Below are 22,684 nucleotides of genomic sequence, written 5' to 3' on the forward strand. Positions count from 1 at the left end.
CGCCTACCTCCGCAAGGACACCACCGGCATCACCCACGACATCCACCGCGCCTACGAGCTCTTCCCCGTCCTCCGCGAACGCGCCAAACAACCCGCCGGCACCCTCTCCGGCGGCGAACAACAAATGCTCGCCATGGGCCGCGCCCTCATGTCCCGCCCCAAACTCCTCATGCTCGACGAACCCTCCATGGGCCTCTCACCGATCATGATGCGAAAAATCACCGACACCATCGCCGAACTCAAAACCACCGGCACCACCATCCTGCTCGTCGAACAGAACGCCCAAGCCGCCCTCTCCCTCGCCGACCGCGCCCACGTCATGGAAACCGGCAAAATCGTCCTCTCCGGAACCGGCACCGACCTCCTCCACGACGAATCCGTCCGCAAGGCCTACCTCGGCGAAGACTGAGCGCATGCAAAAGGGCCCGCATCCAACCGGACACGGGCCCCTCGAACAACCAAACAATCAGAATCGCTACTGATCCTTCGCGGCCTTCTTCTCCTTGGCATCCTCGATGACCGCCTCCGCCACCTGCTGCATCGACAAACGACGATCCATCGACGTCTTCTGAATCCACCGGAACGCCGCCGGCTCCGTCAGCCCGTACTGCGTCTGCAGAATGCTCTTCGCCCGGTCCACCAGCTTCCGCGTCTCCAGCCGCTGCGAAAGATCCGCGACCTCCCGCTCCAGCGCCTTCAGCTGCGTGAACCGCGACACCGCCATCTCGATGGCCGGAACGACATCGCTCTTGCTGAACGGCTTCACCAAGTAGGCCATGGCCCCCGCGTCCCGCGCCCGCTCCACGAGATCACGCTGCGAGAACGCCGTCAGCATCAACACCGGCGCGATCGACTCCGCACCGATCCGCTCGGCCGCGGAGATCCCGTCCAGCACCGGCATCTTCACGTCGAGGATCACCAGGTCGGGACGGTGCTCCCGCGCCAGCGCGACCGCGGTCTCGCCGTCGCCCGCCTCGCCCACGACGGAGTAGCCCTCTTCCTCGAGCATCTCCTTGAGGTCGAGCCGGATGAGGGCCTCGTCCTCGGCGATCACGACGCGCGTGACGTTCGGAGGGGTGTGCTGCGGCTCGTCGTCGACAGGCGGCTGGGGCTCGGCGGCGCTCACGGGTCTCCTCGCTCAGGGCAGGTGGTGCCATACGAGCGTACCTAGCACCGTCCCACAACACGCACGCGGTATGGTGTCTCGAGCAGCACGCCCGGTTGGTGGAACTGGTCAGACACGCGAGTCTCAAACACTCGTGCCCTTTGGGCATGTGGGTTCGAATCCCACACCGGGCACCGAACATCCACAAAGCGGATTTTCTCCATCGCGTGAATCTTCACGAATCCGCCGCATCGTGAACATGCGATCACGCACAGTGATGCCATGCAGTTTCACGGTTCCGAAGTGCGTCAGCGCGCGCTGGACCTCATCGCCTCAGGTGCTACCAACGCCGAAGTCTCCCGACGGCTGGCCGTACCACCGGGCACTGTCAGCTACTGGCTCCACATGGACAGATCCAAGCGCGGCGAATGCCCAGGCGCCCACCAGACGAGGTGCCCTCGGTGCACCGGTCGGGAGCTCGACGAGGCCGCCTATTCCTACCTGCTCGGCCTGTACCTGGGCGACGGACACATCGTCCAGTACTCCCAGCACCGGGTGCCCAGCCTGATGATCACCTGTGGTGACGTATGGCCCGGACTCATGGACGCGTGCCACGCCGCGATGGAAGCGGTCTTCCCCGACAACTCGGTCTGCCGGGTCCGCAAGATCGGCTGCCACAACGTGAAGGTCTACTCGAAACACCTGTGGTGCATGTTCCCCCAACACGGCCCGGGCAAGAAGCACGAGAGACGGATTGAGCTCGAGCCCTGGCAGCAGCAGATCGTGGACGCACATCCTTGGGAGTTCATCCGCGGACTTGTCCACTCCGACGGCTGCCGCATCACCAACTGGACCGTCCGCCTTGTCGGCGGCGAACGTAAGCGCTACGAGTACCCGCGCTACTTCTTCACCAACAAGTCGGACGACATCCGACAGCTCTACTGCGACACCCTCGACAAGGTCGGGGTCGAGTGGAAGGTGACCCGGCGCGGCAGCGATCCGTACAACATCTCCGTGGCCCGCAAAGCCTCCGTCGCCCTCATGGACACCCACATAGGCCCGAAGTACTGATCACCCCTACTTCGGCGAGTCGTCCTCTCCGATGTGGTGCACCCGCACCAGGTTCGTCGTGCCCGGAGTGCCCGGCGGGGAGCCGGCCGTGATGATGACCATGTCGCCCTTGCGGCAGCGGCCGATCCGCAGCAGGTATTCGTCGACCTGCTCGACCATCTCGTCGGTCGTCTGCACCATCGGGCCGAGGAAGGTCTCCACGCCCCAGGTCAGGTTGAGCTGTGACCGGGTCGCCGGCTCGGGGGTGAAGGCCAGGAGCGGGATGGGTGACCGGTAGCGCGACAGCCTCCGTACTGTGTCACCGGATTGAGTGAACGCCACAAGGAACTTGGCGCCGAGGAAGTCGCCCATCTCGGCTGCGGCGCGGGCCACGGATCCGCCCTGGGTGCGGGGCTTGCTCCGCTCGGTGAGTGGGGGGAGGCCCTTGGCGAGGACGTCTTCCTCGGCGGCCTCGACGATGCGGCCCATGGTCTTGACGGTCTCGATGGGGTAATTGCCGACGCTGGTCTCGCCGCTGAGCATGACGGCGTCGGTGCCGTCGATGACGGCGTTGGCGACGTCGGAGGCCTCGGCGCGGGTGGGGCGGGAGGCGTCGATCATGGAGTCGAGCATCTGGGTGGCGACGATCACCGGCTTGGCGTTGCGCTTGGCGAGCTTGATCGCTCGCTTCTGTACGATCGGGACCTTTTCGAGGGGCATTTCGACGCCGAGGTCGCCGCGGGCGACCATGATGCCGTCGAAGGCGGCGATGATGTCGTCGAGGTTCTGTACGGCCTGGGGCTTTTCGATCTTGGCGATGACGGGGAGGCGGCGGCCTTCCTCGTCCATGACGCGGTGGACGTCGTGGATGTCGTGGCCGGTGCGGACGAAGGAGAGGGCGATGACGTCGGCGCCGGTGGTGAGGGCCCAGCGGAGGTCGTCGATGTCCTTTTCGGAGAGGGCGGGGACGGAGACGGCGACTCCGGGGAGGTTGAGTCCCTTGTGGTCGGAGATCATGCCGCCTTCGATGACGATGGTCTTGACCCGGGGGCCGCGGACCTCGATGACTTCGAGGGTGACGCGGCCGTCGTCGACGAGGATGCGTTCGCCTTGGGTGACGTCGCCGGCGAGGCCTTCGTAGGTGGTGCCGCAGTGGTGGCGGTCGCCTTCGACGCCTTCTTCGACGGTGATGGTGAACTCGTCGCCGCGTTCAAGGAGTACGGGGCCTTCGCGGAAGCGGCCGAGGCGGATCTTCGGGCCCTGAAGATCGGCGAGGATGCCGATGTTGCGGCCTGTTTCGTCGGCCGCTTTGCGGACGCGTTGGTACCGCGCTTCGTGTTCGGCGTAGGTGCCGTGGCTGAGGTTGAAGCGGGCGACGTCCATTCCGGCTTCGACGAGGGCCTTGATCTGCTCGTACGAGTCGGTGGCCGGCCCCAGGGTGCAGACGATTTTCGCTCGGCGCATGGCACGACCTTATGACCTACTCATGGGTAGAGAATTGTCCTGCCGCATCTGACCAACGACCTTTTAGTGAAAGCTTGTTGACACCTTGTGAAACGTGCAGGGGGGCGCTCCGATGAGCGCCCCCAGGGGGTGGCTCAGGGCTGCCTCAGGGGTGTCTCACAGGGTCGGGCGCGTCATCGTAAACCGGGCGTTGACGTGGGCGTAGAGGGTCTGTCGCTGGGGTTCGAGGTCGAGGGCGGGGGCCGGCTCGGGGGCGGCTCCGGCGAAGCCGGATCCGCCGGCGCGGGGTCGGCCGGCGGGTCGGGCGGGGAGGCCCATGGGGGTGGGGTTTTCGGCTCCGGTGTCGGCGAGTTCGACGACGGCGGTGAGTTGGGCGCCGAGTGCGGCGGCGTATTCGCGGGCGCGTTGGACGGCTTCGTGGACGGCTTGGCGGCGGGCTTCGCCGTGGGCGGGTGAGTCGGGGCGGAGGCTCCACCAGGGGCCGTCGACGCGGGTGAGTTCGAGTTCGGCGAGGCGGGTGGCGAGTTCGCCGAGTGCGGTGAAGTCGATGAGGGTGGCGGTGACGCGGACGCGGCCGTGGTAGGCGCGTATGCGTTCGTGGCGGCCTTTTTCGGTGAGTTGGGGGGTGATGGTGAAGGTGCCGGTTTCGATTTTTTCGACGGCTTCGCCGTAGGACTTGAGGAGGTCGAGGACGTGGTTGTTGCGGCGGGTGAGGTCGCCGAGGGCGGTGCGGCGGTCGGTGCCGCGGGCGCTGACGGTGATGCCGAGGTGGGCGATTTCGGGGTCGACTTCGAGGCGGGCTTCGCCGCGGACGGCGATGCGGGGGTGTCGGGGTTCCGTAGGGGAGGTGGGGGTTCTCGGGTGGGGTGGTGGGGTGTTGGGGTGTGGTCATGGGGTTCAGCGTCCCAGGTGGTGACGGGATCGCAACCTTGTGAGGGTGTCGGTGGGGGTGGGGGCTGGGCCAGAATCTACGCGCGTTGGTTCTGGATATGAATGGGGAGAACAGAACATATGCCGCTCAATCGTAGGAATTTCCTGGGGCGTACGGCCGTGACGGGTGCGGGTGTGGCCCTTGCGGGTGCGGTGGGGACGGTGCCGGCCGAGGCGGAGTCCGTGGGGCGCCGGAAGAAGCGGTACGCGTTCACCGTGATGGGGACGACGGACCTGCATGGGAACGTCTTCAACTGGGACTACTTCACGGATGCCGAGTTCGACGACAAGGCGCACAACGATGTGGGTCTGGCGAAGATCTCGACGCTGGTGAGCCAGGTGCGGTCGGAGAAGGGTCGCCGGAACACGCTGTTGATCGACGCGGGTGACACGATCCAGGGCACTCAGCTGTCGTACTACTACGCGAAGGTCGACCCGATCACGGGTGCGAACGGTCCGGTGCATCCGATGGCGCAGGCCATGAACGCGATCGGTTATGACGCGGCGGCGCTGGGCAATCACGAGTTCAATTACGGTATTCCGACGCTGCGGAAGTTCGAGGAGCAGTGCGATTTCCCGTTGCTGGGGGCGAACGCGCTGGATGCGAAGACGTTGCGTCCGGCGTTCCGGCCTTATGTGATCAAGAAGGTGTGTACGCCGTTCGGTCGTGATGTGCGGGTGGCGATTCTGGGTCTGACCAATCCGGGGATCGCGATCTGGGACAAGGCGAATGTGCAGGGGAAGATGGTTTTCCCGGGGCTTGAGGAGCAGGCGGCGAAGTGGGTGCCGAAGCTGCGTTCGCTGGGTGCGGATGTGGTGATCGTGTCGGCGCATTCGGGTTCGAGCGGGACGTCGTCGTACGGCGATCAGCTGCCGTATGTGGAGAACGCGGCGGCGCTGGTGGCCGAGCAGGTGCCGGGGATCGACGCGATTCTGGTGGGGCATGCGCATACGGAGATTCCCGAGTACCGGGTGGCGAACAAGAAGACGGGCAAGCAGGTGGTGCTGTCCGAGCCGCTGAAGTGGGGGCAGCGGCTGACGTTGTTCGACTTCTCCGTGGTGTGGGAGCACGGTGCCTGGCAGGTGGAGTCGGTGGGTGCGAAGGTGCTGAACTCCAACACGGCGGCCGAGGACCGGAGGATCACGCGTCTGCTGGGTGACGAGCACCGGAAGGTGGTGGCGTACGTCAACCAGGTGATCGGTACGTCGACGGCGGCGATGAGCGCGGCGGAGGCCGCGTACAAGGACACGCCGGTGATCGATTTCATCAACCATGTGCAGGTCGAGACGGTGAAGGCGGCGCTGGCGGGTACGGCGTACGCGAAGCTGCCGGTGCTGTCGCAGGCGTCGTGTTTCTCGCGTACGGCGGCGGTTCCGGCGGGGAAGGTGTCGATCCGCCAGGTGGCGGGGCTGTATCCGTTCGAGAACACGCTGGAGGCGCGGCTGTTGACGGGCGCTCAGCTGCGGGAGTACCTGGAGTTCTCGGCGCGGTATTACGTACGGACGGCGGCCGGCGTGCCGGTGGATCCGGCGAAGCTGACGAATGCCGAGTCGATTCCGGATTACAACTACGACGTGGTGGGCGGTCTCTCGTACGAGATCGACATCGCGAAGGCGCCGGGGTCGCGGATCGTGAACCTCTCGTTCGACGGGAAGCCGCTCGAGGACTCCGCCGAATTCGTCCTGGCGGTGAACAACTACCGGGCGAGCGGTGGCGGGAACTTCCCGCATGTGGCGCGTTCCAAGCAGTTGTGGGCGAATTCGGAGGAGATTCGTAACACCATCATCGGCTGGGTGAAGGCCAAGGGGTCGATCGATGTGGCCGGCTTCGCGTCAGTGGACTGGAAGCTGACGCGGGATGGTGTGCCGGTTTTCTGAGGTGTGGTGGTTCTGGAGTCGTGGTTGTGGCCGCGGCTCCAGGCCGAAGGTGGTGAAGGCGGTGCGCTGGGGCTGGGGGTAGGTGGTCTTGCCGGTGATGGCGTTGAGGATGACGGTGCTGCGCCAGGCGGCGAGGCCGAGGTCGGGGGTGCCGACGCCGTGGGTGTGGGTTTCGGCGTTCTGGACGTGGACGGCGCCCTTGACGGAGGGGTCGAGGACGAGCCGGTGGTGTTCGTCGATGCGGGGGCGGCCGTTGGAGTCGCGGCGGATGTAGGGGTCGAGGGCGGCGAGGAGGGTGTCGACGCGGCGTTCGCGGTAGCCGGTGGCGAGGACGACGGCGTCGGTGGTGAGGCGGGAGCGGGTGCCCTGCTGGGTGTGTTCGAGGTGGAGTTCGACGCGGGTGGCGCCGACGCGTCCGGCGGTGCGGACGAAGACTCCTGGGGTGAGGACGGTGTCGGGCCAGCCGCCGTCGAGGCTTCGGCGGTAGAGCTCGTCGTGGATGTCGGCGATGGTTTTGGCGTCGATGCCCTGGTGGAGCTGCCATTGCTGGGGCAGGACCTGGTCGCGTACGGGTTCGGGGAGGGTGCGGAAGTAGTGGGTGTAGTCGGGGGTGAAGTGTTCGAGGCCGAGCTTGCTGTATTCCATGGGGGCGAAGGCGGGGCTGCGGGCGAGCCAGTGGAGTTTTTCGCGGCCTGTGGGGCGGTGGCGCAGGAGGTCGAGGAAGACTTCGGCGCCTGATTGTCCTGAGCCGATGACGGTGATGTGTTCGGCGTCGAGGAGTTTGGCGCGGTTGTCGAGGTAGTCGGCGGAGTGGATGACGGGGACGCCGGGGGCTTCGGCGAGGGGGCGCAGGGGTTCGGGGATGTAGGGGGCGGTGCCGACGCCGAGGACGAGGTTGCGGGTGTAGGCGCGGCCGAGGGCGTCGGCTTCGCCTTCGGGGTCGAGTTGGGTGTAGTCGATTTCGAAGAGGACGCGTTCGGGGTTCCAGCGGACGGCGTCGATGTGGTGGTTGAAGTGGAGTCCGGTGAGGTTTTCGCTGACCCAGCGGCAGTAGGCGTCGTATTCGGCGCGGTGGATGTGGTGGCGCTCGGAGAAGTAGAAGGGGAAGAGGCGTTCTTGGGTTTTGAGGTAGTTGAGGAAGGTCCAGGGGCTGGTGGGGTCGGCGAGGGTGACGAGGTCGGCGAGGTAGGGGACTTGGAGGGTGGTGCCGTCGATGAGGAGGCCGGGGTGCCATCGGAAGGCGGGGCTCTGGTCGTAGAAGGCGGTGCGGAGGTCGTCGAGGGGGTGGGCGAGGGCGGCGAGGGAGAGGTTGAAGGGGCCGATGCCGATGCCGACGAGGTCGAGGGGTTGGTCGGGGGCCGAGGCTGGGTGCTGAGGGGTGGTCATCGGGTGGTGTGGCCTTCCACGAGTTTCAGCAGGTGTCGGAGGTCGTCGGGGGTGGTGTGGGGGTTGAGGAGGGTGGCCTTGAGCCAGAGGCCTTCGGGGGTGGTGGCGCGGCCGAGGACGGCGTGACCGGTGTGCAGGAGGCGTCGTCTGATGCGGGCGGTGGTGTGGTGGTCGGCGCCGGTGGGGCGGAAGAGCACGGTGCTGATGGTGGGGCGGGAGTGGAGTTCGAGTGCGGGGTGGGCGTCGATGAGGTCGGCGAGGTGGTGGGCGGTGGCGCAGACGCGTTCGACGAGGTCGGCGATGCCGCGGCGGCCGAGGGCACGGAGGGTGACGGCGATCTTGAGGATGTCGGGTCGGCGGGTGGTGCGCAGTGAGCGGTGCAGGAGATCGGGCAGGCCGGCGTCGGTGTCGTCGGGGGCGTTGAGGTAGTCGGCCTGGTGGGCCAGGGGGTGCAGGGCGGCGGGGTCGGGGACGGCGAGGACGCCCGCGGCGATGGGCTGCCAGCCGAGTTTGTGCAGGTCGAGGGTGATGGTGTGGGCGCGTTCGAGGCCGGTGAGGGCGGTCTTGAGGGTGTGGCTGAACAGCAGGGGGCCGCCGTAGGCGGCGTCGATGTGGAGGCGGGCCCCGTGGGCGTCGCAGAGGTCGGCGATGGGGGGATGGGGTCGATGCGGCCGGTGTCGGTGGTGCCGGCGGTGGCGACGACGAGGTGGGGTGCGCCGGGGTCGGCGGTGGGGCCGGTGAGGGCGGTGTGGAGGTCGTGGGGGTCGAGGGTGCCGGTGGGGGTGGGGAGGGTGTGGGGGTGGGGAGGCCGAGGAGCCAGGCGGAGCGGTGGACGCTGTGGTGGGCGTTGGCGCCGCAGATGATGCGCAGGGGGCGGTCGGGGGTGGTGGTGCGGGCGGCTTCGCGGGCGAGGAGGAGGGCGAGCTGGTTGGACTCGGTGCCGCCGGTGGTGACGAGGGCGTCGGGGTGGGGGCGGTCGGGGTAGGCGAGGGCGGCCAGCGCCTGGGTGGTGAGGGCTTCGAGGGCGGTGGCGGAGGGGCCTGGTCCCAGGAGTCGAGGGAGGGTTCAGGGCGCCGGCGGCGAGGTCGGCGGCGGCGGCCAGGGCGAGGGGCGGGCCGTGGAGGTGGGCGGCGCAGTGGGGGTCGGCAGGGTCGGCGGCGCCTTCGGCGAGGGCTTGGACGAGGGTGTGGAGGGCTTCGTCGGGGCCGGTGCCGTGTTCGGGGAGGGCGGGGGTGGCGGCTGCTCGTATGCGGGCGGCGACGGCTTCGGGGCCGCCGGCGGGGAGGGGGCCGCCGCGGGCGGTGGCGCCGCGGGCGAGGGCGCGCAGGGGTGGTGTCGAGGAGGGGGCGCAGGGCGCGGGTGCCTTGGGTGCCGCCGGCGAGTGCTGTCGCGGGGGTGTGTCGGGCGGTGGGCGGCGCGGGCATGAGGAAGGCCTCTTTGATCGGGTCTGATCGAGTTGATCTGTCGTGTTGATCTGTCGCGAGCGGTCTTGCGGGCGGTCTTGATCGGTTCGGGTGCTGCTTCCGGTCCGTTCCTGGCCTGGGGCGCGGCCCGTGAAGGGGTCCGGGCCGGGGCGGACGGCTCAAGCTACCGGCTGTATACGCTGCGTGACCCCGAGTGGGGAGGTTTCGCCCGATGGTGGTACGGGCCCGGCATGCGTTGGCTGTAGAGGGCCGGCATGGCATGGCCTTGTGGCGGGGGTGAGTTGGGTCGCCGGGCGGGGTGCGGGTCTCCGGCGGGGCGGCGCTTCAAGGTAATGTGCACACCATGGCCATGACTTTTGCTATCGACGTGGGGCCGCTGAAGCCCGAGCCCGCGCCGCTCGTTCTCGGGCTGGTGCTCTTCTTCCTCGTTTTCGCCGTGATGGCGAAGGTGATCCTGCCCCGGATCAACAAGGTGCTCGTCGAGCGTGAGAAGGCCACCGACGGTGCCTTCGAGGACGCCGAGGAGACGCGCGTCGAGGCGGAGCGGGTGCACGCCGAGTACCAGGCGCTGCTGGCCGAGGCCCGGCACGAGGCCGCGCGGCTGCGCCAGGAGTCGCTCGAGCAGGGCACGGCGATCATCGCCGAGCTGCGTGCCGAGGGCCAGCGTCAGCGCGAGGACATCATCTCCGCGGGTCACGCGGTGATCGACGCCGAGCGCGCGGTCGCCGAGGCCGAGCTGCGCGAGCAGGTCGGTGCGCTGGCGACGGAGCTGGCGGGCCGGATCGTCGGCGAGTCGATGGCCGACTACGCCCGCGAGAGCGGCGTCGTCGACCGCTTCCTGGAGGAGCTGCGCGCGGCCCAGCCGTCCGACGCGGCCACTCCGCGCGACTGACCCACCGGCTGACAACCGGCGAAGCCAAGGCCCAGGCGCCCGCACCCCACGAGGGGTGCGGGCGCCTTGTCGTTCCCGCGGGAGGACCCCCTGAGCCCGGCCTTCCGGGCTCGGGGGGCGCCTCCGGGCGCTACGCCGTGGGCGCCGCCGTCACGGCCAGGGCGCGGCGCAGGTCGTCGAGCTGGTCGGCGATCCTGCGGCGCAGTGCGGGGGTGGGGTCGCCCTCGCGCAGGCAGGCCTCGCCCTGGCGCAGGGTCTCCTCGTCCACCAGGGTGCGCGGGAAGCCGGGGCCGCCGGCGGCGGAGGCCAGGGCGGGGCCCCGGCGGGCGGCGACGGCGACGGCCGCGGGGAAGTAGCGGTCGCGGTAGGGGCGTACGAGGGCGGTCTGCTCCGCCTGCCAGAAGCCCTGGGCGGTGGCGGTGAAGAGGTAGTTGGACAGCTCGTCGCCGCCGTACATCGCCTCCCAGGCGGCGGCCTTGGCGGCCGGGTCGGGGAGGGCCGCGCGGCAGCGGGCCGCGCCCCTCCTGGCCGGTCGCGCTGGGGTCGCGGGCCAGTTCGGCGTCGATCTCGGCGGGGGTGACGGCGCCGAGGACGGCGAGGCGGGCGAGGACGCGCCAGCGCAGTTCGGGGTCGAGGGCCGGGCCGCCGGGGGCGGTGCCGGCGGTCAGCCAGTCCCGGAGGTCGCCGGGGGTGGTGGCGCTGTCGATCAGGGTGCGTACGGCGGTCAGGCGCAGGCCCGTGCCGTCGGCGCCGGGGTGGCGGCCGAGCAGGTCGTGGCAGAGGGCGGTGAGGGTGGCCAGGGCGTGGGGGCGGTCGGCGGGGGCGGTGTAGCGGTCGGCGATCTCGCCGCGGGCGAAGGACAGGACGCCTTGGGCGATGGCGACGTCGGTCTCGTGGGGCAGGTGGGCGCGGGCGGCGTCGAGGTAGGCGCCGTGGGGCAGCTCGCCGTCGCGGACCATGTCGCGGGCGGCGTTCCACAGCACGGCCCGGCTGAGCGGGTCGGGCAGGGCGGACAGGGAGCCGAGGGCGGTGGTCCAGGAGTGGGGGTCGAGGCGGACCTTGGTGTAGGAGGTGTCGCCGTCGTTGACCAGGATCAGCGCGGGGCGGTCGCCGGTGAGGTCGAGGGTGGGTGCCGCAGCCGGCCGGGAGGTCGGTGGTGAGGCGGTCGCGGGCCACGAGGGTGGTCCCGTCGCCGGGCGCGTGGTCGTAGAGCCCGATGGCGAGGCGGTGGGGGCGGGTGCCGTCGTGGTGGAGGTCCAGCCGCCACTGGCCGGGGACGGGGGCGGGGGCGGTGACGTGCGGGGTGAGGGTGTCGACGCCGGTGGTGCGCAGCCAGCTCGCGGCCCAGGCGTGGACGTCGCGGTCGGAGTGGCGGGCGAGGGAGTCGATGAAGTCGGCGAGGGTGGCGTTGCCGAAGCGGTGGCGGGCGAAGTGGTCGTTGATGCCGGCGAGGAAGTCCTTCTCGCCGAGCCAGGTCACGAGCTGGCGCAGGGCGGAGGCGCCCTTGGCGTAGGAGATGCCGTCGAAGTTGAGCAGGGCGGAGGCGGTGTCGGTGACGTCCTCGGGGGTGGGGGCCACGGGGTGGGTGGAGGGTCGCTGGTCGGCGTCGTAGCCCCAGCTCTTGCGGGAGACGGCGAACTCGGTCCAGGCGCCGGTGAAGCGGGTGGCTTCGGCGAGGACGTGGTAGCCCATGTATTCGGCGAAGGACTCGTTGAGCCAGATGTCGTCCCACCACCGGAGGGTGACGAGGTCGCCGAACCACATGTGGGCCATCTCGTGGGCGATGACCACGCCGCGGGTCTGGCGTTCGGTGGCGGTGACGGCGGAGCGGAAGACGAATTCGTCGCGGAAGGTGACCAGGCCCGGGTTCTCCATGGCGCCGGCGTTGAACTCGGGGACGAACGCCTGGTCGTAGGAGTCGAAGGGGTAGGGCTCGTCGAAGAGTTCGTGGAAGCGGTCGAAGCAGCGCCGGGTGATGTCGAGGATCTCGTCGGCGTCGGCGTCCAGGTGGGGGGCGAGGGAGCGGCGGCAGTGCAGGGCGAAGGGGATCCCGGCGTGCTCGGTGCGCACGCTGTGCCAGGGGCCGGCGGCGAAGGCGACGAAGTAGGTGCTGAGCGGCTTGGTGGTGGCCAGGCGCCAGCGGCCCTGCCCGGGCGGTCCTATGCGGGTGGCGACGCCGTTGCCGAGGACGGTCCACTCGGGGGGCGCGGTGACGGTGGCGTCGTAGAGGGCCTTGAGGTCGGGCTGGTCGAAGGCGGCGAAGACGCGCTGGACGTCGTCGATGAACGTCTGGGTGTAGAGGTAGGTCTCGCCGTCGGCGGGGTCGGTGAAGCGGTGCATGCCCTCGCCGGTGCGCGAGTAGCGCATGTCGGCTTCGACGCGCAGTTCGTGCTCGCCGGCGGCGAGGGTGAGCGCGAGGCGGTTGTCGTCGAGCGCGGCGGGGTCGAGGGGGGTGCCGTCGAGGTGCGCGCTGTGCAGGGTGGCGGGTTTGAGCTCGACGAAGGTGGTGCCCGCCGTGCGGGCGGTGAAGTGGATGACGGTGGTGGAGCCGAAGTGCTCGTCGCCGCGGGTGAGGTCGAGGTCGATCTCGTAGCGGTGAAGGTCGAGGAGGCGGGCTCGGGTCTGCGCTTCGTCGCGCGTCAGTACGGGCATGGGGTCATGCTGCCGCACCCGCCCTGAGGGGGCCGGTGATTTTCGCCCGGGCGGGCGGGGCCCGGTGGTCCGGGGCCCGCCCGCGGGGCGGCCGTCAGGCGCGGGCGGCCGTCAGGCGCGGGCGATCGTCTCGTGGTGGCGGATGACCTCGGCGATGATGAAGTTCAGGAACTTCTCCGCGAACGCCGGGTCGAGCTTGGCGTTCTCCGCCAGCTCGCGCAGCCGGGCGATCTGGCGGGCCTCGCGGGCCGGGTCCGCCGGGGGCAGCTTGTGGGCGGCCTTGAGGTGACCGACCTGCTGGGTGCATTTGAAGCGCTCGGCGAGCATGTGGATCACCGCGGCGTCGATGTTGTCGATGCTGTCGCGCAGGCGGCCCAGCTCGGCGCTCGCGGAGGCGTCGCCGAGGCTGCGTACGGGCTCGTCTTTGGCACTGTTGTTCATGTCCACCCACCGAGCCTATGCGGAAGGACGGGATTCGATGACCGGAGGGTGCTCCGGATCGGGGATCTCGTTGCTCCACCCGCCGGGTACGGCCCTGCCGCAGCACTGGCGGAAGCGCACGGGTGCGGTGCCCACGCGGCGGGTGAAGAGCCGGCTGAAGTAGGCGGGGTCGTCGTAGCCGACGCGCCGGGCGACGGCGGCGACGGGCAGCTCGGTGGCGGCCAGGAGCTCCTTGGCGCGGCCCAGGCGGATGCCGAGCAGGTAGTCCTTCGGGCTGCAGCCGGCGCCGCGCCGTACGGCCGAGCGCAGCTCGGCCGGGGTCATGCCGTGCCGGGCGGCGTGCTGGGTGACGGACAGGGGCAGGAAGGCGTCGCGGGCCAGGGCGCGCAGCACGGGATCGGTGGCGTCGCCTGTGTCGGTGCGGGCGCGGCGCAGGGCGACGAGCAGTTCGTGGACGGCGGCGGCGGTCTCGACCTCCAGGAGGGGGTTGCCGCGCCGGGCGGCGCGGGCGATGCGCCCGACGGCGGCGCGGGCGGCGGTGGTGTCGGCCAGCGGCACGACGGGGTGGCCGGATCCGATGTAGCCGAGCTCGGTGTAGGCGGCGACGGCGGAGCCTGAGAAATCGACGAAGCTCTCGTCCCAGCCGGCGCCGGGCCCGGCGCCGTAGTGGTGGGGTACGCCGGGGACGAGCCAGATGAGGGCGGGTGCGGTGACGGGGTGGGTGCGGCCGTCGGGGGTGCGGTACCAGCCGCCGCCGGCGCCGATGACGACGGCGACGTGGTGGTCCAGGACGCGGGGTCCGACGGGGGCAGGGCGCCGTGCTGCAGGCCCACGCCGAGGCAGACCAGGCCGAGCCGGTGGTGGACCGGTCCGGGGTGAAGTACCGCATCCAGGAGTGGTACACGCGCCCGATGCCTCCCGTCGCTCCGGTGGTCGTCCCCGTCTTCCGTCTTCCGTCCAATCAGCCCCCGATCTTTGTCCATGGCCCCCGCCCCCGCCAGAGGGCGAGGATGGTGTGCGGCCAAGGTGCGCGGGCGGCGAGGGACGAGGCGGGGGACGTGCCGGAATTCGTGGTGGGGACGACGCCTTCCTGCTCGGCGGGCGGCCGGTGCGGCTGCTGTCCGGGGCGCTGCACTACTTCCGGGTGCACGAGGGGCTGTGGCGGCACCGGCTGGGGATGCTGCGGGCGATGGGCCTCAACTGCGTGGAGACGTATGTGCCGTGGAACCGGCACGAGCCGTCTCCGGGGCGGGCGCGGGACGTCGGGGAGCTGGGGCGGTTCCTGGACGCGGCGCGGGAGGCGGGCCTGTACGCGATCGTGCGCCCGGGTCCGTACATCTGCGCGGAGTGGGACAACGGCGGGCTGCCCGCGTGGCTGACCGGGCGGCTGGGGGCACGCGTGCGTACCCGCGACGAGGAGTTCGTGCGGGCCGCGGAGCGGTGGCTGGCTCTGGTGGCGGAGCAGGTGGTGGGGCGGCAGGTGGACCGGGGCGGGCCGGTGGTGCTCGTCCAGGTGGAGAACGAGTACGGATCGTATGGCAGCGACCGGGTCTATCTGCGGCGTCTCGTAGAACGGCTGCGGGCGCTGGGGGTGACCGTTCCGCTGATCACCTCGGACGGCCCGGAGGAGCACATGCTGTCGGGCGGTACGGTGCCGGGGGCGCTCGCCACGGTGAACTTCGGGTCGGGGGCGCGGGAGGCGTTCGCGGCGCTGCGGCGCCACCAGGAGCGCGGGCCGCTGATGTGCACGGAGTTCTGGTGCGGCTGGTTCACGCACTGGGGCGGCGAGGAGGCGGCCCGGGACGCGCGGGAGGCGGCCGGGGTGCTCGAGGAGATCCTCGGCCTCGGCGCGTCGGTGAACATCTACATGGCGCACGGCGGCTCGAACTTCGGCGGCTGGGCGGGGGCCAACCGCGCCGGTGACGACTTCCGGGGCGCGCTGCGGCCGATGGTCACCTCCTACGACTACGACGCCCCCATCGACGAGTTCGGGCGGCCGACGGAGAAGTTCCGGGCGTTCCGGCGGGTGCTGTCGCGGTACGCGGAGGGGCCGCTGCCCGCCGTGCCGCCGACGCCGCCGGTGCTGCGCGCGCCGGTCGTGGCGCACCCGGCGGGGTGGGCGCCGCTGGGCGAGGTGATGGACGCGCTCGGCGGGCCGGAGGAGCGGGGGCCGGTGCCGCCGTCCTTCGAGGACCTCGGCGTCGACCGGGGTGTGGTCCGCTACCGCTTCACGGTGCCGGGGCCGCGCCGGGCGTATCCGCTGTGGGTGGCGGGGCTGCGGGATGTGGCGGTGGCGTCCGTGGACGGGGTGCGGGTGGCCGTGCTCGACGACGCGCGCGACCCGGCGCCGATCGGCGAGGTGGCGGGGCCGGCCGAGGTGGAGCTGTGGGTGGAGTCGCTCGGCCGGGTCAACTACGGGCCGCGCCTGGGCGAGCCCAAGGGCGTCACGGGCGGGCTGCTGCACGAGCGGCAGTACGTGCACGAGGTGGCGGCGCGCGGGCTGCGCCTGGACGCCCTGGAGGAGCCGGGGGCGATGGAGGCGGTGGGGTGGCGGCCGGCCGGGGCGGCGGGCGGGGACCCGGGCCTGTACCGGGCCTCGTGCGCGGTGGCCGGTGCGGGTGACGCCGTGCTGGAGCTGCCGGGCTGGGTGCGGGGCTTCGTATGGGTCAACCGCTTCTGCCTGGGCCGCTACTGGGGCCGGGGGCCGCAGCGGGCGCTGTACGTGCCGGGGCCGGTGTTGCGGGAGGGGGACAACGAGCTGCTGGTGCTGGAGTGCGAGGGGGCGGGCGAGCCGGTGCTCCGGCTGAGCCCCGCCGTATGAGCGCGAGCCTTGGGACGTGGGCCGGGGCGTGGGCCGGTGGGCCCTCGGTCCGGGTGGTACTCCCGTCCCGCTGGTCACCGGCCGATGACGGTGACCAACGGGACGGAACCCCGTGAATGTTTATTGCCCGACTATCTGCACGATGAAGCCGTCCAGAGCGAACTCAGCGGTCCCGTTTTCCCCGGTCTTCCGCAGCCCCACCCACGCCTCACCCGTAGCGGGCGCCGTGAACTCGTAGGAGTACGTCGTGGGCGCCACGGCGACCGGCAGCGGCGTACGCGACAGCTCGCGCGCCCCGGGCTCGTCGACGGCCGTCACCCAGGCGTACTGCCCCGCCAGCTCGTTCTCGTAGCGGAAGCTCACCCGGTAGCGGCGGCCGGGCTCGAAGCGGACGGTGTGCGGGACGGTGCGGTAGACCAGGCCCGGGTTCTCGCCGCGCGACTTCAGGGACTGGGTGCCGTCGATGACGTCGTCGACGGCCTTGCCGTTCCAGCCGCGCTGGGTGTAGGGCGCGTGGCGGCGCGCGATGTGGGTGCGCGGGTCGGTGCTGCCGCCCGCGTCGCCCTTGACGAAGGGCCCCCAGCCCTGGGGCACGTTCTCGAAGTCCTCGAAGACCAGGGCCCCTTCGGCCGTCGCCCGTCGGCCGGGCACGATGCGGACGGCGTCGAACCTGACGCGGGCGTCGCCCGCCGCCGCCGTCAGCGACAGCGTCACCGGTCCGCCGCCGGGCGGCACGGTGAACCAGGTGAACAGCCGCTGGAAGCGGGTGCCGTGCTTGCGGTCGGCGGCGACGTGATTGACGGCGGTGGAGGTGTCGGTCCAGTTGACCGCCGTGACGCCGTCGCCGGTACGGACCTCGAGCGCGGCCCGGCGCCGCTCCCCCGCCGTGGCGCCGACCTCGACCTGCACGGACGCCGCGTACGTGCCGGGTGCGAGCCGCTTCAGCCGCTGGCCGACGGCGGTCGCCGGGCCGGGGCCCATGACCAGCTCCCCGTCGCCGAGAGGGCTCGTCTCGACGGTGGCGTGGCCGGTGACGCGCCAGGCGTCGAGCGTTCCGGAGTGGAAGGCGGGGTCGCGCAGGGGGGTGCCTTCGCCCCAGCCGGGGTCGGCCGGTGGGCGGCCGCTCCGGCGGGTGAGGACGTAGGGCGTGCCGGGCCGGGCGGTGACGGTGATCCGGCCCCTGCGTACGGGCAGTTCGGCGGTGTCGGCGCGGCCCTGGTCGGTGAGGCGGTGGAGGAAGACGGTCCGCTGCCGGGACCAGCCGCGGGGCAGGGTCCAGGTGGTGGTGCCGCCGTCGGGGTTGTAGTGGTAAAGCCGGGCGGGGTCGGTGGCGCGCCGGGGCTCCCAGGGCAGGAGGTAGGCGCGGCCGGCGAGGACCGTACGCCCGTCGGTGGTGACGCGCCGGGTGCCGTCGGCGTCGGAGACGCGGGTCGTGATCACGTCCGGGGAGGCGGAGGAGCCCCCCGTGCCTCGAGTCGCCGCTGCGGTCGCCAGGGTGATCTCGTGGTCGTCCCAGGTGCGGATGGCGAAGCCCTGCAGGTACTTGGCGGGCAGGTTCTCCTCCCAGATCCGCCGGGTGAAGTCGTGCCAGTCGGTCTTGCCGCGCCAGCCCTCGAAGTTACCCATTCTGGCGGTGCCGAGGAGGGGCCATTTGTCGGCGAAGACGTCCTTCTGGTGGTGGCGGAGGAAGCGGATGAGGCGGGAGTTGATGCCGCGCGAGGTGTCGGGCCCGTAGTCGGTCTCGGTGGCCCAGTGGGACCAGAGGCTGGAGCGTTCCAGGCCGTGTCCCCATTCGCTGGTGATCTGCCAGCCCTGCTCGCGCAGGAGGCGTTGGAGGGCGTCGGAGTTCCAGCCCGACTCGCGGAAGACGTCGATGTAGAGGGTGGTCAGGGCGGGGTCGGTCTCCTCGCGCAGCCGGCGGAAGCGGCGGGCGATGTCGCCGGAGACCAGATCGCGGCGCGGGTCGATGCGGTAGGCCTGGTCGAGCCAGTCCCACTGCCGGTCGTTCTTGTCGACGAGGGTCTCGGAGAAGGCGTTGGCGACCGGGTACGACTCGGTGGTGTTGACGTGGACGGCGAAGTCGCTGTTCCAGCGCTTTCCGGCGCGCAGCAGGGTGTTCAGGTCCGCCAGCCCGCCCGCGCGCTCGTTGTAGTTGCCGCCGTAGTCGGGGTGCGCGGAGTCGTGCCCCTCGGACTGGTACCCCTTGAGCAGCGTGAACTGCCGAAGTCCGTCGGTGGAGAGGTGGACGCGTTTGACGGCGTCGAGGGTGGCGAGGAAGGGATTGGTCGCCTGGCTGGCGAAGTTGAACGGGATGTGGGGGACGACGCGCAGATGCTGCTCGTCGGCGCCGGGCGGGTTCACCATGATGTCCCGCATCGCGATGGCCGCGTCCTGCCAGTCGACGGTGCCGTCGCCGTTGCGGTCCCGGGTGACGATGACGCTCGCGCAGGGCAGCGGGTCGGTGGTGTGCGCGCCCGCCGCACGGTGGGTCCACTGCCCGCAGGTGAGCTGGGCCTTGGTGTAGCCGTCGCGCCGGAGGGTCTGGCGCCACAGGCGGCCGTTCTCCCATGCCGTGGACCGGTCGGGCCGGTCGTGGACGGTGTTGGTCTCGACGGCCGCGGCGAGCCGGTCCGTGCTGACGACGGCGTACGCGCATCCGATGGGCGAGGCGTCGGGCGGCGGCGGGGTGGGGGTCAGGCGTACGAGCGTGTCGCCGCTCTTCGCCGCGTCCAGCTGGATGCGGGCCGCGAGCAAGGACGCGCCGGGCTGGGTGCTGCGCACGCTCAGCAGGGCCAGGCCAGGGACGGCGAGGGTTCCCACGGGCAGGGCGGGGGTGTCGGCGACGCGGGTGACCCGCCAGTCGACGCGCCATCCCTCGACGCAGATCTCCACGTCGATCCGGGTGCCGCCGGTCAGGGCGAGGGTATAGGCGGCGCGGTCGCCGGCCGGGGAGAGGGCGCGGGTGACCCGGGGGGTGTGCTCGGTGCCGTCGACGAGCAGGGAGGTGACGGCGTCCTCCTGGCCGTGCAGCACGGCGCCGGTGGCGCGGTCGGTGTAGGACAGGACGCGGGGGAAGGAGGTGTCGACGCGGACGTCGAGCTCGGCGGAGCGCAGGACGGCTTCGGTGCCGTGCGCTGCCGCTTCGGCCGTGCCGAGACCGAGTCCGGCCAGGGCGGTGGTGACGACGACGGCCCGTCGGCCGGGGCCGTGGGGGCGCGGTTGGTCTGCGGTCACCGCCTCACCGTGGGGCTGCGGGGCCTGGGGTGACCATGGACAAACGGGGGGCGGTATTGGACTGATGTTGCGGCGGATGGGCTCAGGCGCCCTTGTCCAGCGCTCCCTTGACCACCTGGAGGGTGCCGTCGTGCTTCTTGCCGGTGTAGAAGAACGTCACATGGCGCTCGGCCCCCGCGGTGAGGGTGATCCGTCCCCTGGGGACGCACCGTCCGGACCTGATCTCCTCCCCCAGCGTGATCGTCCTGCGGTCGTCGCCGACCTCCTGCAGCACGAGCACCCCCTTGCACAGCAGGCCTGGAGCGGTGTACTCGATGCCGCCTGCCTCGCCTCCCGGCCCGGCCTCGGTGATCGACACGGCGGCCGCGTAGACGGACGGCCGCACGCCCTCCTCCGTGACGTCCCCCCGCCACTGCCCGAGGAACGCGTCCGGCACGCCGCCGTCGTGCCGGGCCGGGGAGCGGTCGGACGCGTCGGAAGAGAAAGACGGCAGCCCGTACTTGGTGATCAGCGCGGCCAGCAGCGCGCCCAACGCCGTGATGACCGCCGCCCACAGCTGAAAGCTGCGATCGCTTCGGGAATGCGGTGCGGGCATGCGGGCCACCTAGGGGATGAACTGCGGAGAGACGGCGGATTCACATCGTGCAGGCTCGCGCGCGCCCCGGAGCCGGGTTTCCCGCAATCCATGATTTTTTCGATTGGCCCGTCGAACGGCCGGCCGTCGACAATGGGCCGATGGACGAGTCGATGATCGACGGCGGTGACGGTGGCGGTGCCCGAGCCGAGGTGTACGTCCTCCCCGAGGACGACGGCGGCCGGGACGTGACCTTCGCGCGGCGCGAAGCCCAGTTCTACTTCCGCACGACGGACGTCACCGGGCGGATCACGGTCCTCCGGCAGGGCGGCCAGGGCATCGACGTGTCCCGGGGCGGCCCGGCCTTCCTGTCCGTTCGGCCGGCCGAGCAGATCGCCATCGAGAAGGGCGTACGGTTCTCCATCCAGGAGACAGGCAAGGCGGTCTGCGGCGGGGTGGTCACGGCGATCCTGCGGTAAGTGGTGGGCGGTAGGCAGGTCACGCCAAGGTCTTGCCCACCATGAGCACCTTGATCGCTATGTGTCTGCCGTCGACCTCGTACGTCGCCCGGTAGTCACCGACACGCAGACGGCGCAGGCCGCCGTTGCCGAGCTTGCTGCTCGCAGCCGGCTCAGGATCCCCGGCGAGTGCGTTGACTGCCCGGACCAGCGGTCTCACCTTGTCGCCGTCGCGAGCCTTCAGACGGTTCAGGCCGGCGGTCGCCTCTTTCTCCCAGATCACGGTATATGTCACGAGGCGTCCGCCAGCATGGCTTCCACCTCGGCCATGGTGTAGGTGGGGCCATCCGCGGCGCGGGCGCGGAGCGATACGGCAAGGTCGGCGAAGTCGATGGCCGCCTCTCTGGCCGCCTCGTCGCGAGCGTTGTCGGCCAAGGCCTGTGTCCACCAGTGATCGAGGAACACGTCGAAGGCGGCACCGTCGACCAAGGTGCCCAGCTCCGCGTAGAAAGCGGCTCTATGGTCGAGCCGGAGAGCCGCGCCGATCGCATCGACGGTTCTGGCGGGCTCCGGCCCGCTGTAGCCGCTCTCCTGGCGCGCCTGGTCGCAGACGGCCGCCCAATCAGCCGGTTCGGTCACATTCGCACCTCCGTCGTCGTAGCGCCATCATGCCAGCCGGGCACCCTCCACGATGGGTGTTGCGGAGACTCTCCCGAGGCGACGGCCTGGCCCGGCAGACGCAGCGCCCCGTAGTCCAGGAACCGCCGGACCCCGCAGGCGCGGCAGGTGGCGAGCCCGTCCGTGACGCCCCACCCGCCCTCGGGGTGGGGGCACGTTCGCGTCCGCGCCGCCATCGCTAGTGCGCCGCCCACTGGTGCAGGCCCATCGCCGTGGTCCACCGCGCGGCGCCGTCGCGGTCGCCGACGCGCGATGCCGCGTAGTACGCGGACTTGATGCGCGAGCACTCCTCGCACCGTTGCCCTTGCCGGGAGGCCCCGGAGGGGCGGAGGTCGTGGGATTCCGCGTGCCACTCGATGCCGCCGCCGGGTGGGCGCAGCTGGTAGCGGGACCACTGGCGGTCCATGACCTCGCCTACGCGCTTGCGCGTGGCGTCCCAGACGAGTTCGCCGAGGGCAGGGGTATAGGCGGTGGCTTCGCCCGCGCGTTCGGGGGTATGGGGCATGGGGGCAACCTCTGTTTGCCTCTCGCTCACTCACGCGAGCGATGTTCACTGCTTGCGCTTCCAGGGTTGCGCTCCGCACCTACGCTCCGAAAGGTCTGGAGCCACGCCAACGCGTTTGGGGTGAACGGGAGTTATGGCCAACGACCTGGGAAACACGGGTGAACCGGAAAGCGGAGCCGCGTATTTCGGCAGCGAGGTGCGGGCCTGGCGCACGGAGAGGGGAATGAGCCAGAGGGAGCTCGGCGAGGCCGCGCAGTACGGGCAGCAGTACGTGGCCAAGGTCGAGGCCGGGGAGCGGCTGGCCAGCCCTGAGTTCGCCAAGGCGTGCGATGCGACGTTCGGCACGCCGGGGACGTTCTCGCGTTTGCGGAAGAGGGCCGCGCTGCAGAAGCATCCCGACTGGTTCGAACCGTACGTAGAACTGGAGCAGCGGGCCTCGATGATCCTGGACTACAGCTCGACTTTCATCATGGGCCTGCTGCAGACAGAGGAGTACGCCCACGCGATCTTCCGCAAGATGCACCCCTGCGAAGACCTGGACGTGACCGCCGGAAAGGTCGCGAGGCGCCTCAAGCGTCAGGAGCTCATGGACGGCACGAACCCGCCTCTGCTGTGGGTCGTCCTCGACGAGTCGTGCCTGCGACGCAGGATCGGAACCCGTCGCGTCATGGCGGAGCAGCTGGCACAACTCCTCGAGAAGGGCGACCCCATGCACCCCCACGTCGTGCTCCAGGTGCTCCCCTTCGAGTCGGGCACACCGGCGTGGCACACGCCCTTCAACGTCATGAAGTTCGATGGCGACGAACCCGATGCGCTCTACATGGAGGACCTGATCGCCGGACAGATCTTTGGTTCACCTGATCATGTCGCCGAGGCGGAGATGACCTACGACCTCCTGCGCGCCGACGCACTTTCTCCCGAAGCATCCCTCACTCTGATTCGTGAAGTCATGGAGGAATGGAAAGCATGAGCAATACCCGAGACTTCCCCAACGCCACGTGGGTCAAGTCCAGTTACAGCGCCGGCAACGGCGGCCAGTGCGTCGAGTTCGCCCCCGACCTCACCGCCGTCGTCCCGGTCCGGGACAGCAAGGACACCACCCGCCCCCCGCTCATATTCCAGGCGTCGGCCTGGTCCGCCTTCATCACGTCCGTGAAGCGGACCGCACTCACATAGGCCCCTGCGGCATCAT

General features: G+C 70.6%; 18 protein-coding genes, 1 tRNA gene and 4 pseudogenes. 9 read left to right on the plus strand and 14 right to left on the minus strand.

Features of this window, described 5'->3' with window-relative positions; translation table 11 throughout:
- Window positions 1-409, plus strand: a 409-nt coding sequence (locus tag J1792_RS28305) for an ABC transporter ATP-binding protein (protein WP_207248501.1), incomplete at its 5' end; no start/stop codon positions are given.
- A 66-nt stretch (window positions 410-475) separates the two neighbouring features.
- Here J1792_RS28305 and J1792_RS28310 read toward each other — a convergent pair.
- Complete coding sequence (locus J1792_RS28310) at window positions 476-1,126, minus strand: ANTAR domain-containing response regulator (RefSeq protein WP_086575044.1); 651 nt, start codon at window positions 1,124-1,126, stop codon at window positions 476-478.
- An 89-nt stretch (window positions 1,127-1,215) separates the two neighbouring features.
- Between J1792_RS28310 and J1792_RS28315 the strand changes: the two genes are divergently transcribed.
- A tRNA-Leu gene (locus J1792_RS28315) sits at window positions 1,216-1,299 on the plus strand.
- An 88-nt stretch (window positions 1,300-1,387) separates the two neighbouring features.
- Window positions 1,388-2,176 carry a helix-turn-helix domain-containing protein gene (locus J1792_RS28320; RefSeq protein WP_207248502.1) on the plus strand — a complete coding sequence of 263 codons (789 nt, stop codon included), beginning with the start codon at window positions 1,388-1,390 and terminating at the stop codon, window positions 2,174-2,176.
- A 6-nt stretch (window positions 2,177-2,182) separates the two neighbouring features.
- Here the strand turns inward: J1792_RS28320 and pyk are convergent, their stop codons facing one another.
- Both pyk and J1792_RS28330 read right to left on the minus strand, forming a co-directional pair.
- Window positions 2,183-3,619: a pyruvate kinase gene (gene pyk / locus J1792_RS28325; RefSeq protein WP_207248503.1), complete on the minus strand. Its 1,437-nt coding sequence runs from the start codon at window positions 3,617-3,619 to the stop codon at window positions 2,183-2,185.
- Between the two features lie 156 nt (window positions 3,620-3,775).
- Window positions 3,776-4,511 (minus strand): annotated as a pseudogene (locus tag J1792_RS28330) (SIMPL domain-containing protein).
- A gap of 119 nt (window positions 4,512-4,630) precedes the next feature.
- Between J1792_RS28330 and J1792_RS28335 the strand changes: the two are divergent.
- Window positions 4,631-6,427, plus strand: a complete 1,797-nt coding sequence (locus J1792_RS28335) for a bifunctional metallophosphatase/5'-nucleotidase (protein WP_207248504.1) — start codon at window positions 4,631-4,633, stop codon at window positions 6,425-6,427.
- On the opposite strand, the gene J1792_RS28340 is transcribed toward J1792_RS28335, so the two are convergent.
- Window positions 6,383-7,813: a lysine N(6)-hydroxylase/L-ornithine N(5)-oxygenase family protein gene (locus J1792_RS28340; protein WP_207248505.1), complete on the minus strand. Its 1,431-nt coding sequence runs from the start codon at window positions 7,811-7,813 to the stop codon at window positions 6,383-6,385. The two genes, J1792_RS28335 and J1792_RS28340, sit on opposite strands and share 45 nt — an antisense overlap.
- Window positions 7,810-9,237: pseudogene (locus J1792_RS28345) on the minus strand (pyridoxal phosphate-dependent decarboxylase family protein). The gene J1792_RS28340 and the pseudogene J1792_RS28345 overlap by 4 nt, the downstream one beginning before the upstream one ends.
- A 349-nt stretch (window positions 9,238-9,586) precedes the next feature.
- On the opposite strand from J1792_RS28345, the gene J1792_RS28350 reads away from it, so the two are divergent.
- Window positions 9,587-10,129, plus strand: a complete 543-nt coding sequence (locus tag J1792_RS28350; RefSeq protein WP_372446195.1) for a F0F1 ATP synthase subunit B — start codon at window positions 9,587-9,589, stop codon at window positions 10,127-10,129.
- Window positions 10,130-10,259: 130 nt separating this feature from the next.
- Here the strand turns inward: J1792_RS28350 and pepN are convergent.
- The 3 genes and pseudogenes from pepN to J1792_RS28365 all read right to left on the minus strand — a co-directional run bounded on the left by pepN (window position 10,260) and on the right by J1792_RS28365 (window position 14,126).
- Window positions 10,260-12,781 (minus strand): annotated as a pseudogene (gene pepN / locus J1792_RS28355) (aminopeptidase N).
- A gap of 111 nt (window positions 12,782-12,892) precedes the next feature.
- The gene (locus J1792_RS28360; protein ID WP_207248684.1) at window positions 12,893-13,222 is read right to left on the minus strand and encodes a chorismate mutase; all 330 of its coding nucleotides are present in this window, start codon (window positions 13,220-13,222) and stop codon (window positions 12,893-12,895) included.
- A 15-nt stretch (window positions 13,223-13,237) separates the two neighbouring features.
- Window positions 13,238-14,126, minus strand: a pseudogene (locus tag J1792_RS28365) (helix-turn-helix domain-containing protein).
- 111 nt (window positions 14,127-14,237) lie between these two features.
- Between J1792_RS28365 and J1792_RS28370 the strand changes: the two are divergent.
- Window positions 14,238-16,043, plus strand: a complete 1,806-nt coding sequence (locus J1792_RS28370) for a glycoside hydrolase family 35 protein (RefSeq protein ID WP_307843121.1) — start codon at window positions 14,238-14,240, stop codon at window positions 16,041-16,043.
- A 120-nt stretch (window positions 16,044-16,163) separates the two neighbouring features.
- On the opposite strand, the gene J1792_RS28375 is transcribed toward J1792_RS28370, so the two are convergent.
- A complete protein-coding gene (locus J1792_RS28375) occupies window positions 16,164-19,277 on the minus strand; it encodes an endo-alpha-N-acetylgalactosaminidase family protein (RefSeq protein WP_207248506.1) in 3,114 nt (1,037 codons plus the stop codon).
- Between the two features lie 82 nt (window positions 19,278-19,359).
- A complete protein-coding gene (locus J1792_RS28380) occupies window positions 19,360-19,872 on the minus strand; it encodes a hypothetical protein (protein ID WP_179199018.1) in 513 nt (170 codons plus the stop codon).
- Between the two features lie 140 nt (window positions 19,873-20,012).
- On the opposite strand from J1792_RS28380, the gene J1792_RS28385 reads away from it, so the two are divergent.
- The gene (locus J1792_RS28385) at window positions 20,013-20,330 is read left to right on the plus strand and encodes an EF-Tu C-terminal domain-related protein (protein WP_207248507.1); all 318 of its coding nucleotides are present in this window, start codon (window positions 20,013-20,015) and stop codon (window positions 20,328-20,330) included.
- Window positions 20,331-20,349: 19 nt separating this feature from the next.
- On the opposite strand, the gene J1792_RS35505 is transcribed toward J1792_RS28385, so the two are convergent.
- From J1792_RS35505 to J1792_RS28400, 4 genes are read right to left on the minus strand one after another with little or no spacing between them, the layout of a single operon-like run.
- A complete protein-coding gene (locus tag J1792_RS35505) occupies window positions 20,350-20,592 on the minus strand; it encodes a type II toxin-antitoxin system RelE family toxin (RefSeq protein WP_242705064.1) in 243 nt (80 codons plus the stop codon).
- Between the two features lie 8 nt (window positions 20,593-20,600).
- On the minus strand, window positions 20,601-20,948 hold the full coding sequence (locus J1792_RS35510; RefSeq protein WP_086573101.1) for a hypothetical protein: 348 nt from the start codon (window positions 20,946-20,948) through the stop codon (window positions 20,601-20,603).
- Window positions 20,945-21,163, minus strand: a complete 219-nt coding sequence (locus J1792_RS35990) for a DUF6255 family natural product biosynthesis protein (protein WP_372446196.1) — start codon at window positions 21,161-21,163, stop codon at window positions 20,945-20,947. Before J1792_RS35990 ends, J1792_RS35510 begins: the two co-directional genes overlap by 4 nt.
- A 2-nt stretch (window positions 21,164-21,165) precedes the next feature.
- A complete protein-coding gene (locus tag J1792_RS28400; RefSeq protein WP_179199020.1) occupies window positions 21,166-21,492 on the minus strand; it encodes a hypothetical protein in 327 nt (108 codons plus the stop codon).
- A gap of 133 nt (window positions 21,493-21,625) precedes the next feature.
- Here J1792_RS28400 and J1792_RS28405 point away from each other — a divergent pair, with 133 nt between their 5' ends.
- Both J1792_RS28405 and J1792_RS28410 read left to right on the plus strand, forming a co-directional pair.
- Complete coding sequence (locus J1792_RS28405; RefSeq protein ID WP_086573103.1) at window positions 21,626-22,462, plus strand: helix-turn-helix domain-containing protein; 837 nt, start codon at window positions 21,626-21,628, stop codon at window positions 22,460-22,462.
- The gene (locus J1792_RS28410) at window positions 22,459-22,668 is read left to right on the plus strand and encodes a DUF397 domain-containing protein (RefSeq protein WP_086573104.1); all 210 of its coding nucleotides are present in this window, start codon (window positions 22,459-22,461) and stop codon (window positions 22,666-22,668) included. Before J1792_RS28405 ends, J1792_RS28410 begins: the two co-directional genes overlap by 4 nt.
- Window positions 22,669-22,684 lie beyond the last annotated feature (16 nt).

Origin of the sequence: Streptomyces triculaminicus (assembly GCF_017349075.1) — a bacterium.
GTDB lineage: Bacteria > Actinomycetota > Actinomycetes > Streptomycetales > Streptomycetaceae > Streptomyces > Streptomyces triculaminicus.